We start from the raw sequence: 16,388 nt of genomic DNA on the forward strand, positions 1-16,388 counted from the left end.
GGTATCTTGTAGTCCACTTTAATTGACCACTCCTCGCAGGGCATCAGGCACCAGATCCAGGTGTCGAGTCCAAGCATGGGGTCCACAACATGTATGTTGCACAGAGGGCTAAGGGCGATGTTCTTCACCGTTATTGTGTAGGTGATCATATCACCGGGGTTAGCCTCCTCGGGACCAGTCTTGGTGACTTCCATGCAGTTGAGTATACACTCCTTGACTTCGACACAGTGATCGTCGGTAGCGTTGACCTCTAGGCCAACATACCATCCATATGCCGTAGCCTCGTTGCAGATGAAGCCTTCTCCGATGTCAGCGATGGTTGAGAATGTGAATTCCCAGCTCTCACCGGGCATCAACTCGCCCATGTACTCGAAGGTCTCTCCGAAGAACGGATCAACAACTGTCACGTTGGACAGAGGCAGCTCTCCAATGTTGGTGACCTTGAAGGTCCACACTATGGAAGAGCCGTTAGAAACTACTTCAGGACCGCCCTTCTCCAGGGCGATGTTGATTCGAGGTGGTTCCCCTGGTTTCACATCGACCGTGTGATCGTCGGTGACGTTCAGCTTGGCGCCACAGCAGCCATCGGCCTCAATGTAGGCTACATTGGTGATGGGTTCCAATACATCGGCTATGCTAGTCTTTGTAAAGTTCCACCACATGCCGGGCTCGAGTATTCCACCGTTGTCAGTGAACACCTCGGCGACTATGCCAAGGTATGGGTCAATCAGGGTGACATTGGACAGTGGATCGGATCCTATGTTCTGGACTGCGAATGTCCATTCGATTGGATCGCCAATGAGGACATCCACAGGGCCGCCCTTCTCCAAGGAGATAGCGGGTGCGCAGATCTTCACCGTGTGGCTATCAGACACATTGAGTGTTGAGCCGCATGGTCCGTCAGCTGTAACATATGCATCGTTGGTTACCATTCCGGCAGCTTCAGCGGTGGTAGTGTACTCCATTTCGAACGATTCACCAGGCTCAAGAGTGCCTACTGACTCGGACCAACCGAAGGTCTCGTCGACCAGCATTACGTTGGTAAGAGTCTCGGTGCCATCATTTGTGACATTGAAGGTCCAAACGATGTCGTCGCCCACGAACACGCAGTCAGGACCGCCCTTCACGAGGCTGATGCTTGGGTAGTCGCAAATAGTCACGGTGTGACTGCTTGAGACGTTCAGCTCAGCTCCACACGGGGCAGTGGCTGTGACATACGCTTCGTTAGTGATGACTCCCTTGGCTCCAGCTGTGGTTGTCAAGGTCAGCTCAACTGACATGCCGGGCTCGAGAGTGCCGATTGAAGCACCTCCACCGAAGGTCACTTCGACCAGCATGACGTTGGTCAGTGTGACCGGGCCATCATTTGTGACATTGAATGTCCAAACGATGTCGTCGCCCACGAACACGCAGTCGGGTCCGCCCTTCACCAGGCTGATGCTTGGCATTGGGTAGACTATCACGGTGTGGGAGGCATTGGCCTCGGCAGTTGAACCACAGGGTCCTTCGCCTGTCACGTAAGCGGTGTTGACGATTTCACCTGGTTCGATGGCGGTCATGGCTACCTCGAAGTAGATCGTGGCGCCAGGTGCCAGCGTACCAAGATTCTCGTTCACACCAATCGTGGCATCGACCAGAGTGACATTCTCTAGAGCGCTGATTCCAGTGTTCTCAATGGTGAAATTCCATGTGATCAATTCGCCCACGAACACGCAGTCGGGACCGGTCTTCACGAGGCTGATGCTTGGTGGTTCGTAAACCATCACTGAGGCACTTGCGCTCTCATTCAATTGAGCTCCGCAGGGTGCGTCAGCGGTGACGTACGCAGTGTTGATGACCTCTCCAACTGAAACGGCTGATTCCGAGTAGCTGAAGTTGGCCCAAGCACCAGGCGCGAGAGTACCTATGGCCTCGGTAACGCCCAGGTGTGCATCGACCATCTCGACATTGCTGAGGGTTCCATCACCAGTGTTCTGGATATGGATCTCCCATGTGATCGTGTCTCCGACAAGAACACAGTCGGGACCGGTCTTCTCGATGCTTATTCCAGGTGTACCGTATACCATCACCATGTGGTCATCGGTCTCGTTGACCTGAATTCCACAGATGGTGTCACCAGTAACCCATGCAACGTTCGTAAGCTCACCCATGCTCTCCGCTGTGGAGGCAAGTGTTAGATTCCACCAGTCTCCAGGGTTAAGGGTGCCGCCATACAGGATCTCGGCACCAATCAACGGATCGAATAAGGTGACATCGGTCAGGGGTTCCTCACCAGTGTTCTTGATGTTGAAAGACCATGTGATCTCATCACCTACAAACGCGCAGTTTGGACCTCCCTTCTCAATTGAGATAGCGGGATTGCACGGTGTGCAAACGGGGACGGTCGTGGAGTCGTTCTCGCACTGGCAGCCGTCGCACCGGGTCATGTTCGCGAGGTTGATGACGTCGAAGCACTGGTTGGGCTCAGCAGCAACATTCTTGATTGTGATGTCGTACTGAACCGTGCCGTTCTCGGTGAACTCCCATGGACCGCCAGGACCAGCCATTAGCTGGAAGCCGGGTGGCATCATGACGAAATCAGTGATTATCGCCTTGCAGGGAGCTGGGCCAATCATTTCAGGCTCCGCGGGCAGCGAGAAATCAGCTGCGGGGGAGGGTCCGAATGGTGTGCCCATGTAACCAATATGATTGGTTATGGTTACGTTCGCCCGATTCTTGTATGAGGCATCCGCTACAGGAATGAAGTTCTGGCTGTACGAGTAGATGTATGATTCTCCGGCTTGCAGAATTGGCTTTACGGAAACGTCAACATTGAAGGAGGTAAGTACCTGATAAGGTCCACCTCCAGTCTGGTACAGTATGTAGTCGGTTATGGTCAGATTTTCCGTGGGTGCTTCTCCACAGTTCTTGACCGTAATGTATCCTCTGACGCCGTACGACACGACGTCTCCTGGCTTAATCTCCTTAGATACATCGATCTGATAGGAGATATTTCCCTCTTGACCACGTTTGAGTTCCAAGTTCTCAGTCAATGCTGTCTTATCCATGTCGTAACAGATTTCCAGCATCTGTTCACTGAAACCTTGAGCAGTCTTGGAGGCAGTGAGGGATGTTCCTGCCTCTCCGTCAGTTGCTAGGGTGGCCGTTTGGCCAAACTCTTGGGCGCCCACGACAGCGATGCTGATCATGGCAACCGCCACAAGAGTAACAAGCAAGGCCACGAGCCTTGCATTCGCTCTTTTATCTATTGCGTATCCCCCCAGTAATTTGGTGATTGATATTTAGAGGGATAGTAATATATATCTTCCGATGAACGATAACGCAAATATTCATTCTTTTCTAATATGACATTTGTTCCAGACAGAATCTGCATCAAGTAAATGATTTGTATATGTAACTAATTTAGACTCGATGTTCATCTTTCATAAGATAATGTAGCCATTATTATTTATAATAGTATCATATATAATAAAATACAAATAGATTTCTGATTACTTAGCTAGGTTCATATCAAATATAAGTAAGCTGCAAAGTCTTTCAGAAAGGATCAGCCATCAATTCTCAAGAAATCGATGATTTTGACCGTTGACCTGTGCCTGTAGGTCCGGAGAAAAAGGTCCTATTGTACTGAGGTCCGGCATCAAGGGAAGATCCAAGAGATTATTAGATAGGTGAGCAGGAATGCGAACGGGAATGTCCAAACCAAGAATCGATCGATCTTCAGTGATAGCTCTGACCTCTTCTTCTCTTCCAGACGATTTAGGTAGAAGTTATAGGCAACAACTATCGCAGTCCAGATGAAAGTGCTGATGAGTATCTTGTCCATCGTTGTGAGGTAACCCAACTTCGGCAGATCATCACCAATGGTGAAACTGAAAGCTATGAAAAGAAGAAGGTTGCCTGTGGCAACTGCGATCCTTCGACCGTAGTCCCTTATGGACCAAGTGACCCACGTAAGGCCAAGAATTATGATGATGGGGACCAAGATCCGTATGGCGTAGTAGCTTATGTGTCTCTCTGCCACAAATCCAAATGAGAACATCGAGCTGAATTTGTTGAACTCCACTGTGGTGACTTCCGTATTATGGCTGGTGATGAACCACTCCTCTTCTCCCAGCTGGTCACCCACCGAGTTCTTATCATCCCAAGCGACGTAGTGATACACTTCCTCGCTGTACAGACATAGGATGCGAATATAGAATCGCTGGGTGTCGAACGGGAAGTTGCGGAAGTCGAAGTCAGGTGCTTGAAGAGTTGTCCAGAACCGCTCGACATATGATGCGGTGCCGTTGGACTCGACCAGAATGATTAGGTTCTGGGTCCATCGATTTCCCTGCTGGTTGAATATTGTAAATTCTGGCCAAAGCTCACCGTAAGCATTAACGAAATCGTCAACGCTACGGAATATTCTATTAGAGCCCTGATAAAGGTCTGGATTGAAGGCCAGGCGGGGATCGTTCCACTGCATCCATAAATTGGCCACAATGGCATAGTTCTCAGCTGTCTGGTCCACCGAGGTGATCTGATCAAGCTCAATCCCAACTTTTACCGGGATGGAGGCGACTATGACATTCCTTCCGCCCAGGGTTGCGTTGCCGGTCAGCACATCGGGTTGGTTTAAGCCCACCAGGAGGCGGAAATCGATAGAAATGTTGTCGTCTTCTATGACTTCCGAAACCTCGATTCTATAGTTGCAGCAATCACCATCGAACGTGTAGGCAAGGGTGGCATTCGATCTGTCCTGGGATTCATTGGCAGTCCTAAGCGACTTGCCTCCGAAATCGTATAGAGTCACCCAAGGAACATCATGATCACTCGTAGTCTCGATGAAAATGTAGAGTACATCGTCCTTGAAAATCTCAGCCAGTGTGTAACTCTTCGATCCGTTCGTGGAGTCGAGACTTCCTGTAAACTCCTGAACCCCTACACGTCCCGTGGATTCCTCCGGATTCAAGACTGCGATGATGTCCCCTGTTGGTACTCCTGTTCCATTCAGAATTTCGGGAGAATTCAATCCCACCAGGAGCGAATAGAACCCGAAAGTGCCGGTCAATGGGGCTCCAATCGCGACCAGCTTATAATCTCCATCCTCACTGATATTCCATTCGAAAGTGGCTGCGTAGCCCCAACCGCTATCGTCGTCCCATGCCGGAAACAGCTGGTTCGCCGTCTCGGTGATGGCCATGTGGTAGTCTTGGCCGTTCTCTATCGCCTCAGCGATCCTTTCCTTGAATAGTATCAAGATGTCTGTTAAATTGGCGCTCGAATTGGTGAGCACAATGAACGGATCAAGGTCACCTGAAGTTCCATTCATGTAGACGTAAAGAGTGTCATTACTGTCGAGAGAGGGGAGAATGTAGGAATCGAAACCATAAGGCTCTATTCCGCCCTCCAAGAGCTGGATGCTCTTGGTATGATCCTGACCTACTGAAGAGGGGATGATTTGAAGAACCAGGAGTATGGCAAACACAGCTATGATTCCCTTGGTGGTAATTGAAGAGTCAACGGATCGTTTCATTTTCCTCCTTATGTTACCAACATGTCCTTTAGAAGGCACTTGAATCTTTCATGTATGCTGTTCAGTTCCCCAAATTCACTGTTCTATCAACATTGAAGTGATCGAGTCCAATTGTTACAGTCGTTCTCCTAGCCTTGATAGAAGCTTATTATTCTTTGTGCTTAAGTTTCTATTTAACCTGATGGATATTTAACAACTTTGGCAGGACCCGCCTTTGCACTGGCAACATCGGAGACGAGGCTTCATTTCTTTCTCGCGATCATTATTCCGTCCCTTACCGTAAGAAGGACATTCTCCACTCTCGCATCTTTGGCAACGATCCGGTTGAGCTTGTCAGTAGCTCTGGCTGTTTCATCCTCACGGCGAACTACCGCCCCACCTCTGAGTGCATTATCCACGATGATTAACCCGCCGTTTTGCAGACGCTCCATCGCCATTTCATAGTATGCTGGATAGTTCTCCTTATCAGCGTCAATAAACACGAGATCAAATGGTCCTTCTAGCTCGCGAAGAATGTCCAAGGCATTTCCCAATAATGGTCTTATCTTCTTGCCGTATTCTACCATTGAGAAGTATCTTCTGGCGATTGACAAGTGCCCCTCGTTATTGTCAAGGGTCAAGAGGATCCCATCATCGGGCAGGGCAGAAGCCATCATCAGGGCTGAATATCCAGTGAACGTTCCGAGCTCCAGGATCCGTCTAGCTCCACTAATTGCCACGAGCATTCGGAGGAATGTGCCTTCAACTCTTCCCACCTGCATCCCAGGATTTGAAGTATCCCTATAGGTCTCCTCACGAAGCATTTCGAACACGGGTTCGACTTCCTGGGTCACCTCATTCACGTATCTTTCGATGTCTTTGTCTAATAGCGCCATCAACTCACACCCTTATATTGGACAAATAGAAATCTGACCATGATTAAATCTAGTTAATCTCACTCAAGAAACGAGTTGGATGAAACGAGAAGCGATACCTGGAAAAGTACGAATCAGGTTTGCCTGCACCCGGGTCCTAAAATCCGCATATACATCATGTGCGGTGGATTCAATTTTCTTTGCGAGTTTCAATCCTACTTTCTCAGGATCGGCCATTAGGCCTTGGCGCATTCCAGAATCATGGGTAAGAGCTGTTCGGGTCAGCGGCAAATAAAACATGTTCACCACTATCCCAGTTCCTCCCATCTCTTCTCTCAGGGTTGATGTGAACGCGGCAAGAGCTGCTTTGCTTGATACATAGGCTCCCATGTTCTTATGACCAGAGAAAGCAAGGAGAGAACCCATGTTGTGTACGATCCCGCCCTTCCCCTCCAACATATAAGGGAGAACGGCCCTGATCACATTCACCGCTCCCTTGAAATTTACATCGATCTCATCTTCGATGTTCATGTCGCGGCTAATTAGATCCGCATAGTGGACCACGGCAGCACCATTGACCAATATGTCAATGTGACCCCAGGTATCAACGATCATCCGAACGGCTTCCCCGATCTGATTCTCGCTCCTGACATCGCAATTAATGAACAATATATCATCTCCAAATGATCGGATCCATTCAACCTCCTCAATATCAAGGATTGCGACCTTGTACCCAGAGGCAAGAAGGGATCGGGCCATGGCTCCGCAGATCCCGCCACTTCCTCCAGTGATCGCTACGATCTTGTTTTCCATACTCACTCCTTAAACTGTTTTCTTCTCTATCACATACCAATCGTGCTTGCCCTCAATGAACTCCCCAATCCTCATCCTCTTCAATCTCCGAAGGTTGATGATATGTGCCTCTCCATGATTTCTCCAGAGGAAATCAAGCTTCTCGCAGCTCTCGAAATGACCGCATTCCCAGCAACCTCGAATGTCCTTCATCTGACAGCACTTGCGAATCTTGCATTGAGGAGAACCTCCACCTTCTCGGCAACCTTTCTTGCACCGGAGCTTGACCATGTCTTCTAGGACTTCGTAACAAGTTTCGTAGTCCGAAAAAACTCTCAAGAAGCCGCTTTCGGCGAGGACCTTGGCGGTCAGATCGAATCTCGACTGCCTAAACTCCTTCCTGAGGTCCCTTGCCAGATCCGTTATTACGTCGCTGTGGAAGAAGCAACCCCCGCAATGAAGGTCACCGTAAGCCACCGATGCACCTTCACTGCTAAAAGATTCATTCATCATTAAAACTCATTAGGTGGGAACGCTTATCCTACTATCGGTACAGAGAAGCACCTCGATGAACGAATGCTCCGATCGTCAATCACATCCAGACGGAGTTTGGAAGAAAATCCGTTTCGATGTTCGCCGTTCCGACATTCGTCGTTGGGAAAAGCTAATAGGCTTGGAATAACAATCGATGATTCAGGTGGTCTCATGACATCAAGAGAGAAACTAGACAAGAAGGACAAGGAACTTCTTCTAATATTATCAAACAACCCTGATTGGACCTATGAACAGATCGCCAAACAGCTTGGGATGACCAGTAGATCAGTTGGATATCGCATAGAGAGGCTAAGGGAGATGAGGGTGCTCCAGAAGGCCAACCTCATCTACTACGACCGGTTGGGAGATCTCATCTATGCCGCAATGGTCAAATTCTCCACCGGAACATCACATGATGACCAGGAAAAGGCATTGGGCTTCTTGAAGAACCACGAAGCCACCATCCAGGTCTTCACTGCGATAGGGGCCTTCAGCGCTATTATTCTATTTCATGCTGAGAGTCCAAAGGACGCGGAAAGGGTGGCGAGAGAGCTCGCCATTAAAAGGGATTGCTTCTGCGTTTATGAGATAGCGCAGATTACCGATATATATAGCATATACCGCCACTACTGGTGATTCCATAGAACGAGTGAAGGTCAGATTTCAACCCTCTGGAAGAACTGCTGATATCTTGAAAGGAGAAGAGGACCTGCTGGAAATTTCCAGAAGGGCAGGGATCGAACTCGATTCGGTTTGCGGGGGAAAGGGGACCTGCGGTCGCTGCCGCGTAATAATAAAGGGACTGGACAGTCCATTGACCGATGATGAGGAAAAACACCTTTCCAAGGCTGACATCTCAATGGGCATGAGACTTGCCTGCCGGGTGATTCCCCAGGAGGACCTCATCGTAGAGGTACCTACAGAATTCATCAGGGAAAGATCGGTAATCCTTGAGGAGTCCATTGCAGAGAGCAAGGTAGACCCTTGCGTGAGATCGGTCGTCCTGAGTGTGGCAAAGGCATCTCTGGAAAATCAGGTGGGAGATCTAGAAAGGATCATAGCCTCGTTTCCAGAACATGAGGAGAAGCCCTCTATTATTTCCATCGAATTATTGCGATCAATTCCCTCATTATTGAAAGCTGGAGAACCGATGAATGCTGTGACAAGAGGCAAAGAGATCCTGGACTTGAAACGCGAGGGTGACCGCGTCCTGGGTGTTGCGGTCGACATCGGTACCACCACGGTGGTCGCGTACTTGGTAGACCTTCCTACGGGTGAGGTGCTGGCCGTGAAATCTGCCATGAACCCCCAGATAGCCCATGGTGACGATGTCGTCTCAAGGATAACCTTCACCATGGCAAATGATAACGGCCTTCATGAGCTTCAACGGGAGATTATAGGTTGCCTCAACCAGCTCATAGAGAGCTGCACAGTCGAGGCTGGAGCCATACTTAGGGATATCCACGAAGTTGTGGTCGTCGGTAATACGGCGATGCACCACCTTTTCTTTGGTCTCAACCCCTCAAGCCTTGCCCTCTCGCCATACATTCCGGTCGTTGCTGGTTCCATTGAGGAGAGGGGCGTGAGCCTCGGAATCAATATGGGAAGGGGATACGTCTATTCATTGCCCAACATAGCGGGTTTCGTGGGCGCAGACCATGTCGGGGCCCTATTGGCCAGCCGCATATGGGAGAGGGAGCGTCCTACACTCGTCATAGACATAGGGACCAATGGGGAAATTTCCTTGGGCAACAAGGACGGCATAATCAGCGCCTCATGCGCAGCCGGACCCGCCTTCGAAGGCGCAAGCCTGAAATGCGGCATCAGAGGAGTTCCAGGAGCTATCGACCATCTCACCATCGATGATGATGTGCATTACTCGACCATTGGCGGATTATCCCCGAAGGGCATCTGTGGCTCCGGTGCGGTGGATGCGGTATGGGAGATGTTCAAGGCCGGGGTGATCGACCAATCTGGCAGGATAATCGAGGAGCTTGACATTCCTAGAATAAGGGTTATCGATGGGCAATCGGAATTCGTCATCGCCACTGGAGAAGAGTCGGCAATGGGTGAGCCGATCGTCATCACCCAGGACGATATTGTAAGCATCCAGTATGCCAAATCGGCCCTCTATGTGGGGGCGACGCTTCTAATGGACGAGTTGGATGTGTCTACTCAAGATATCGATAAGGTCTTCCTTGCAGGTGCCTTCGGCAATTACGTATCCATAGGGAGCACACGTAACATTGGGGTCATTCCAGAAATCCCGTTGGAAAGGATCGAGAGCATTGGTAACGCTGCAGGAGCGGGAGCGAAAATCGCCCTTCTAGACAAGGCTTGCCGGGAGAGGGCAAAGGAACTCTCTAAGTGGGTGAGATACCTTGAACTCGCAGCTCATCCAGAGTTCGAGGAGAGGTTCTACGAGGCCATGTTTATTCCTCACTTCGAACCTTCCCTTTTCCCTGAGGTAGAGGCTCTGATCAGCCAAACTCGGACGCTGTCGAATCCTGCTCTTGGCCGGAATTCAGGAAGGAAAATTAATTAGACATACAAGAACAAATGTCGGGCGGCAGTGGTTACTATGAAGGGATACACTGGGAAGTTCCTTAGATTAAATCTAACTGATCAGACTCAAGATGAAATACCCCTCAAGAAGAAGATAGCAAGAGAATACATCGGAGGTAAGGGTTTTGGAGCTCACCTTCTTCTAACTGAACTTAAAAATGGTGTGGACCCATTGTCTCCTGATAGCATCCTGGCTTTCATGACAGGACCGCTCACTGGGACGATGGCTCCCACCTCCAATAGGTATGGCGTGTTCTTCAAGTCACCCCTGACAGGCATCTGGGGAGAGTCCTATTCCGGAGGACATCTAGCCCCCCAGATGAAAAGAGCGGGCTACGATGGCATCATCATTTCAGGAAGGGCGAACTCACCCACCTTCATCTCAATTATCGATCGCAAGGTTCAATTCCACGATGCCAGCCATCTTTGGGGCATGAATACACGCGAGACCGAGGATGCCGTCATGGAGCAGCTTGGACAGCCGGATGCTAAAGTAATGACCATCGGTCCAGCCGGTGAGAACATGGTGAACTTTGCCTGCATATCCAACGATTACTTCAGACAGCTGGGGCGAGCTGGTGGAGGGGCCGTAATGGGATCCAAGAACCTGAAGGCGATCGCCATCAAAGGCACTAAGAAGGTGGGTCTTGCGGACGAAGAATCATTCGCGGCCAAGGTCAAAGAGATACTAGCCAAGATACCAAAGGATGGTCCTCTTACCGTGCAAGGAACGCCTGTGATGGTCAATGCCCAGAATGCCTTAGGGACCTTTCCTACCCACTATTGGCAAAAAGGCTTTTTCGATGCACACGAAACCATCAACGCTCAGACCATGCTTAAACTCATAGTTGACAAGAACAAGGCCTGTTGGAACTGCCCGGTGAGCTGCGGAAAGCTCTCCTCCGTCAAGGAAGGCGAGTTCAAGGGCACCGTGGTGGAAGGTCCAGAGTACGAGACCATCTTCGCCTTCGGAGGTCTTTGCGAGATAGCCGACATACGAGCCGTGACCAAAGCCAATGAGATCTGCGACCTGCTTGGACTGGATACGATCACCGCCGGGAATGTCGTGGGTTTTACCATGAGGGCTAATGAGCTTGATAGATTGGAACTAGGATTTCCCATAGACTTTGGTTCGGCTGAGGATACTTTCAAACTGCTTAGGATGATCTCTTACCGTGAGGGTATTGGAGACATCCTTGCCGATGGAGTGATGCGGGCTTCTGAGTTCCTGGACCTAGAGGACATAGCAGTTCACGTCAAGGGTCTTGAACCTCCGGGATATGATCCTCGTGGCTATAACGGAATGGCCCTTTCATATGGTGTCGGAGTGAGGGGGGCAGATCATCTTCGTTCATCTGTTTTCCTACCAGAAGGAAGAGGAGTCGTGGATAGATTCGCTGTCGAAGGCAAGGGGCGTTTCGTCAAGAGATCGGAGGACTTCCTTGCGATATTCGATTCGATGATATTATGCAATTTCGTTAGTGGGGCGTACAGCTGGGAGGACCTCACAGATCTTTACAAGTACGCCACTGGATTTGATGTGAACACTGACGAGCTGAAGCGGTGCGCTGAGAGGATCGTTAACATGGCTCGGACATTCAGCACGAGGGAGGGGATCTCAAGGAAGGATGATTACCTTCCAAACATCTTCTATGAAGTTCCATTCACCGAGGGTTCATCAAAGGCTCATGTCGTGGTGAAAGAAGATTACGACAGGATGCTAGACGAGTATTACAAGGCCAGAAACTGGTCCGAGGAAGGAATACCTCCCGAGGATTTGTGACCTTGCAAAGAACATATTGAAGATTCAAATCCAAAGAAAAGGGGGCTTGAAGGTGCAAGTCCCATTCCTCACATTGTTTTCTTTTATCAACAGCTGAGCAATTCCAAATGCTGAAGCTGAATGATCAAGTCAGTATATTAAAAAAAGGGGGGAGGGGGGGGTCAGCCCTGTTCCCTCAATCATTTGGATTTTTCCTTGAGCTGATCCTCAAGAAGGGCCATTGCCACATCTATCTGATCGCTAGTTACATTCAGCGCAGGTATGATGCGGATGCTACTGGGACCACAGAACAGGATGAGCAGCCCCTTCTTCATAGCGTCCATGCAGATGGCGTTACGGGTCTCTGGATCCGGTTCATTCGAGTTCTTGTCCTTAACGATCTCGATGGCAGTCATGAGGCCGATTCCTCTGACATCTCCTACGATCTCGTAGTTGTCCTTCAACTCGTTGAGCTGTTTGAGCAGATAGTCGCCCTGGGTCTTGGCGTTCTCCAGCATCTTCTCTTCTTTCATGGCCTTGATAGTGGCCAGGGAAGCTGCTGAGGTGACAAGGTTTCCAGCATAGGTCGTGGCTTGGGCTCCTGGCTGCTGAATATCATACTTCTCGTTGAGTATCACGGCACTCATAGGCATTCCTGAGGCGATGCCCTTGGCAGCCACAATGACATCAGGTACGATGTCAAAGTTCTCGATCGCGAACCATTTTCCAGTACGTCCAAAGCCTGCCTGGACCTCATCGGAGACCCATAGAATACCGTACTTCTCACAGATGTCCTTTAGTGTCCTGTGCCATCCTGGCGGAGGAACGATATAACCGCCCTCTCCCTGAATGGGCTCCACGAAGATCGAAGCTACTTCCTCGGGTGGAATGAACTTCTGCAGATACATCTCGTCGATTATCTTTGCGCAGTAACAGTCACAGTCTGGATACTCCATCTTGTATGGGCATCTGAAGCAGTATGCAAACGGTACATGCAGAACCCCCGGCATTTCAGGGAAGAACCCCTTGCGGTACGCGTTCCTGCTGGCTGTAAGGCTCATTGCGCCGATCGACTTGCCGTGGAATGCACCTATGAATGCTATCTCCCTTGGTCTCTGGGTGGCCCATCTGGCAACCTTGATGGCGCAGTCGATTGCCCCGGCTCCGCTGCAGTTAAAATAGGTCTTCTTAGTGAAATCGCCTGGTGCGATCTTGTCGATCTCCTCAGCCAGTTCACCCTCCAGGTTCTGCGAGAGCAGAATTCCCGGGAAGTGAATCAGTTTGGCCACTTGTTCTTGAACAGCCTTCACCACGGCGGGATGACAGTGCCCGGTATTGGTAACAGCTATTCCAGATTGGAAATCAAGATAAACGTTGTCGTCCACATCCTGGATATACACGCCCTGACCCTTCTTGGCCACAACCGGCATCACCTTGTTGGTGGTTGCCATGTACTTCTTATCCCTTTCGAGGATCTTCTTGGCATTAGGACCAGGGGGTTCAACTTTGATGTCTATTCCCTTGAGTTCATCATTTGTCACGGAACTCCCCCTTTCAATCACTTTTACTATGATACTGGTTCTAAATCCTTCCCTTCAGAAAGACCGAATTCGACTGTCATTTCTGAAAAAAATTTTAGAAAAAGGAGGGTTTGTCCCTCCTTTTAAAGGTTGTTCACTTCTCGTAGACTATCTCGCCGCCAACCATTGTCCACAGGGCACTGATGTCCTTGATGGCATCCGGTTCCACTGCGAAGGGGTCATCCGAGATCATTACCAGGTCGGCAAATTTGCCCACCTCGATGCTCCCCTTGACATCCTCCTCACCAGTGGCATACGCTCCCTCGATGGTAACCATCTTGAACGCGGTCTCCACAGAGAGCTTCTGGTCAGGTCTCCATCCATCGGGCGGATTCCCATCCGGATCCTTCCTGGTCACGGCAGCATAGACGTTCATGAGCGGGTTCATGGTCTCGATGGGCGCGTCGGTACCAGAGGCCATGTGGATTCCCGCGTCATCCAGCCGCTTCCAGGCGTGAGAGTACTGCACCCTCTCGGGCCCTACAAGCCTTGGTGCCCAGTACTGGCCCTTCATGCCGAAAACGGGCTGTATGGACGCGACTATGGCAAGATCCTTGTACTTCTTTATGAGGTCTTCTCCAAGGATCAAGCAGTGGCTGATCTTGTACCTGGGGTCGACTGGATGAAGCTCTTCATCGACCTTCTTGAAAACATCGAGGACGACCTCGTTGGCCCCGTCGCCCAAAGCGTGAATGTCTACCCGGATACCGTTCTTGTAGGCCTTGTATACGATCTCCTTCAAGAACTCCGGGGTGTGCCTCATGATACCTTTGGTGCTTGGATCATCAGCGTATGGTTCTCTCAGGGCTCCAGTCCTGCTACTAAGTGAGCCGTCCAGGATGAGCTTGATGCCGTTGAAACGGACCTTATTGTTGCCGAAACCGCTCTCGATACCGAGGTTCACCAGCTCGTCGAGAAGTTCGAATGCGATCTGGAAGTTCACCCTCGGAGGTAGCTTTCCCTCACGATCCAGTTGCTGGTATGCCTTGACCTGAGCGTCACCAACGAGAACATCCATTATGGAGGTTAGGCCCCAGGTTACGGCATCATCAACGGCCAGTTTCAGTGCATCCTTGCTCTGCTCAAAGGTGAAGAGACCAGCGCCTGTCTCCAGGAAGCCTGGCGCGATGAGATTGATGGAATTCTCCAGAAGAACACCGGTCGGCTCCCCCTTCTCATTCTTAACGATCTCTCCACCCGGCGGAGCTGGTGTGTTTTTCGTTATTCCCTTCTCCTTCATAAGAGCCGTGTTAATGAGATAGATGTGCGCGTTGTAATGTATTAGGAAACATGGGTTGTCAGGAGCTACCTCATCAACCTCCCACCTTGTCGGGAAGCGCTTCTCCTCCATGTTCTCCTGGTTCCAGCCGAAGCCGAGGATCATCTTTCCCTTGGGAGTCTCCTTGACCTTCTCCTTCACCCTCTCCAGGAATTCGGGGATGCTTTTCACGTCCATGAGTTTCACGCCGCCTGCGAAGTGTCCGTAGAGTAAGGGGTGCATGTGAGAGTCACAGAATCCTGGGACTACCGGCTTACCCCCTGCATCGATGATCTTCGTATGTTTGCAGGTCGACTTCTTTATCTCGTCATTAGTGCCCACAGCGGCGATCTTGTCACCGATGATCCCCACCGCCTCAGCACGACTCATCCTGCTGTCGACGGTGATGACATTGGCGTTGATCACTGCCACGTCCAATCCTAATTCACACATTTTACTCACCTCAACCTTTCCAAACGCCGTACTTATGGGCCGCCTTCACGGACACACTTATCCGATCGAAGGAATTCTGAGGAGAAATCTCGCATCCAGGAGCAAGGATGAATCCTGTCCCATCAGCAAATCCATTCTCAATGGCGTCCTTGGTTTGGATTTCTATCTCCTCTTCAGTTCCGTAGAGGAGTTCATTGGTCTGATCAAGACCTCCGACTAGGCACACCCTGGTCCCATAAGCCTCCTTAGATTCTGCGATGTTCAGGTTGCTACCTCTGTCCCACCAGTTGATCCCATTGGCATTTGGGTAGTCAGCCAGCAGCTCGAACATTGGCTCGACACCACATACATGGAGTATGTTCTTTCCATCCTGCTTCTTGAGGGCCTTCAGAACCTTGTGGTCATAATGGGCTCCAAATTCTCGATATTGATCGATGGTTGTGATCTCCGCGCTAGCTCGAGTCGGTGCGAACAGTGCGCCATCGGCGCCCGCGGCTATGATCTCGTCAATGTATGCTATCGTTGTCTCTGTAATGGTCTTGAGTCCTTTGTGAAGCAGATCTGGATAGAGCAGGATGTCGATCATAACCTCTTCCATGGCCCTCACATGAGTTGCGGAGGTCAAAGGACAGGGGACATAGGGCATAATGGAGATTCCTGGAAGTTCTTTCCGGATGTACTTGACGGCGTCTATGGTGACATGCATCCTTCCATCCTTAAGGGGGTCAATGACCTCCATTGTCTCCCACTGCTCTGGCTCTAGTATTGAGAACTCACCGAGCATTGGCGTAAGTCCTTCCTTGTACAGCATCTTGACTCCCCATCCCTCAGCCATCTGACCCACATCTGAAGTTGGGTGGAGAAGATCTATTCCAGTGGCCTTCTGGAAGGCCACCTGGCCTTTGCCCATCTTCTCGCCATCTGCTGAGTATTCCTGGGTGCTGTAACCCCCGGCCTTTGCACCTATTGTCCAGCCCATTGCCGAGACTGGGACACGATCCATAGACTCATGGTTAAGTGCGGCATGTACCCTCTCAAGAGAGCTCATTTCGTTTGACATGGGATAGATTCC

The 16,388-nt window shown here is 50.3% G+C and carries 11 protein-coding genes; 3 read left to right on the top strand and 8 right to left on the bottom strand.

What is annotated here, in order from left to right; genetic code table 11:
- The 5 genes from GKC03_05140 to GKC03_05160 all read right to left on the bottom strand — a co-directional run.
- The coding region (locus GKC03_05140; protein NYT11923.1) for a hypothetical protein at positions 1-3,215 on the bottom strand (3,215 nt) is incomplete at its 3' end.
- Positions 3,216-3,640: 425 nt separating this feature from the next.
- The gene (locus tag GKC03_05145) at positions 3,641-5,518 is read right to left on the bottom strand and encodes a hypothetical protein (protein NYT11924.1); all 1,878 of its coding nucleotides are present in this window, start codon (positions 5,516-5,518) and stop codon (positions 3,641-3,643) included.
- A gap of 242 nt (positions 5,519-5,760) precedes the next feature.
- Positions 5,761-6,393, bottom strand: a complete 633-nt coding sequence (locus GKC03_05150; GenBank protein NYT11925.1) for an O-methyltransferase — start codon at positions 6,391-6,393, stop codon at positions 5,761-5,763.
- 63 nt (positions 6,394-6,456) lie between these two features.
- Positions 6,457-7,185: an SDR family oxidoreductase gene (locus GKC03_05155; GenBank protein NYT11926.1), complete on the bottom strand. Its 729-nt coding sequence runs from the start codon at positions 7,183-7,185 to the stop codon at positions 6,457-6,459.
- A 9-nt stretch (positions 7,186-7,194) separates the two neighbouring features.
- Positions 7,195-7,674, bottom strand: a complete 480-nt coding sequence (locus GKC03_05160; protein ID NYT11927.1) for a DUF3795 domain-containing protein — start codon at positions 7,672-7,674, stop codon at positions 7,195-7,197.
- 195 nt (positions 7,675-7,869) lie between these two features.
- Here GKC03_05160 and GKC03_05165 point away from each other — a divergent pair, with 195 nt between their 5' ends.
- The 3 genes from GKC03_05165 to GKC03_05175 are packed head-to-tail and all read left to right on the top strand — an operon-like array spanning position 7,870 to position 12,046.
- Entirely contained in the window at positions 7,870-8,334 is a 465-nt protein-coding gene (locus GKC03_05165; GenBank protein NYT11928.1) for an Lrp/AsnC family transcriptional regulator, read from the top strand.
- Positions 8,335-8,389: 55 nt separating this feature from the next.
- Positions 8,390-10,243, top strand: coding sequence for a DUF4445 domain-containing protein (locus tag GKC03_05170; GenBank protein ID NYT11929.1), 1,854 nt, complete (start codon positions 8,390-8,392; stop codon positions 10,241-10,243).
- A 27-nt stretch (positions 10,244-10,270) separates the two neighbouring features.
- A complete protein-coding gene (locus GKC03_05175; protein ID NYT11930.1) occupies positions 10,271-12,046 on the top strand; it encodes an aldehyde ferredoxin oxidoreductase family protein in 1,776 nt (591 codons plus the stop codon).
- A 179-nt stretch (positions 12,047-12,225) separates the two neighbouring features.
- On the opposite strand, the gene GKC03_05180 is transcribed toward GKC03_05175, so the two are convergent.
- The 3 genes from GKC03_05180 to GKC03_05190 all read right to left on the bottom strand — a co-directional run bounded on the left by GKC03_05180 (position 12,226) and on the right by GKC03_05190 (position 16,376).
- Positions 12,226-13,566, bottom strand: a complete 1,341-nt coding sequence (locus tag GKC03_05180; GenBank protein NYT11931.1) for an aminotransferase class III-fold pyridoxal phosphate-dependent enzyme — start codon at positions 13,564-13,566, stop codon at positions 12,226-12,228.
- Positions 13,567-13,699: 133 nt separating this feature from the next.
- On the bottom strand, positions 13,700-15,316 hold the full coding sequence (locus GKC03_05185) for an amidohydrolase (GenBank protein ID NYT11932.1): 1,617 nt from the start codon (positions 15,314-15,316) through the stop codon (positions 13,700-13,702).
- Positions 15,317-15,326: 10 nt separating this feature from the next.
- The gene (locus GKC03_05190; protein ID NYT11933.1) at positions 15,327-16,376 is read right to left on the bottom strand and encodes a hypothetical protein; all 1,050 of its coding nucleotides are present in this window, start codon (positions 16,374-16,376) and stop codon (positions 15,327-15,329) included.
- Positions 16,377-16,388 lie beyond the last annotated feature (12 nt).

This window comes from Methanomassiliicoccales archaeon, from assembly GCA_013415695.1.
In the GTDB taxonomy this organism is placed as follows: Archaea; Thermoplasmatota; Thermoplasmata; order Methanomassiliicoccales; family JAAEEP01; genus JAAEEP01.

Coding starts and splice junctions, on each gene's coding strand:
- GKC03_05145 (NYT11924.1), bottom strand. CDS start 5,518: ATGAAACGATCCGTTGACTCTTCAATTACCACCAAGGGAATCATAGCT.
- GKC03_05150 (NYT11925.1), bottom strand. CDS start 6,393: ATGGCGCTATTAGACAAAGACATCGAAAGATACGTGAATGAGGTGACC.
- GKC03_05155 (NYT11926.1), bottom strand. CDS start 7,185: ATGGAAAACAAGATCGTAGCGATCACTGGAGGAAGTGGCGGGATCTGC.
- GKC03_05160 (NYT11927.1), bottom strand. CDS start 7,674: ATGAATGAATCTTTTAGCAGTGAAGGTGCATCGGTGGCTTACGGTGAC.
- GKC03_05165 (NYT11928.1), top strand. CDS start 7,870: ATGACATCAAGAGAGAAACTAGACAAGAAGGACAAGGAACTTCTTCTA.
- GKC03_05185 (NYT11932.1), bottom strand. CDS start 15,316: ATGTGTGAATTAGGATTGGACGTGGCAGTGATCAACGCCAATGTCATC.
- GKC03_05190 (NYT11933.1), bottom strand. CDS start 16,376: ATGTCAAACGAAATGAGCTCTCTTGAGAGGGTACATGCCGCACTTAAC.